Here is a 492-nt window from a genome sequence, read left to right as displayed (position 1 = left end):
GCCTGGCACAGGTACGGGATGAGCAGCGCGTTGACGATGAAGCCCGAGCGGTCGCCGGCCCGGACGGTCTTCTTGCGCAGCGTGTTCTTGGCGTAGTCGGTGACCGCGAGGACGGTCTCCTCCGACGTCGTCAGGCTGACCACGATCTCCACCAGCGGCATCACCGGCACCGGGTTGAAGAAGTGCACGCCGACGACCTGGCCGGGCCGGTTGGTGGCCTTGGCGATCTTGATGACGGGGATGGAGGAGGTGTTGGTCGCCAGGATGCCTGCCGGCTTGACGATCTTGTCGAGCTTGCCGAAGATCTCGTACTTCAGCTCTTCGATCTCCGGGGCGGCCTCGATGACCAGGTCGCGGTCCGCGAATTCCTCGATGTCCAGGGTGACGCGCACGCGCGCGATCGCGGCGTCCGCCTCCTCCTGGGTGATCTTGCCCTTGGCGACGCCGCGGGAGATCGACTTTGCGATCCGCTCCGTGGCGGCGTCCGCGTAC

Annotated in this window: 1 protein-coding gene; it reads right to left on the bottom strand. The window is 66.5% G+C overall.

Translation table 11 applies throughout. The features are described 5' to 3' along the window. The coding region (locus AC1DYG_RS19425; RefSeq protein ID WP_477641493.1) for a 3-hydroxyacyl-CoA dehydrogenase NAD-binding domain-containing protein at window positions 1–492 on the bottom strand (492 nt) is incomplete at both ends.

The organism is Pedococcus sp. P1_H8, from assembly GCF_056405175.1.
This window is presented reverse-complemented; position numbering and strand designations above follow the sequence as displayed.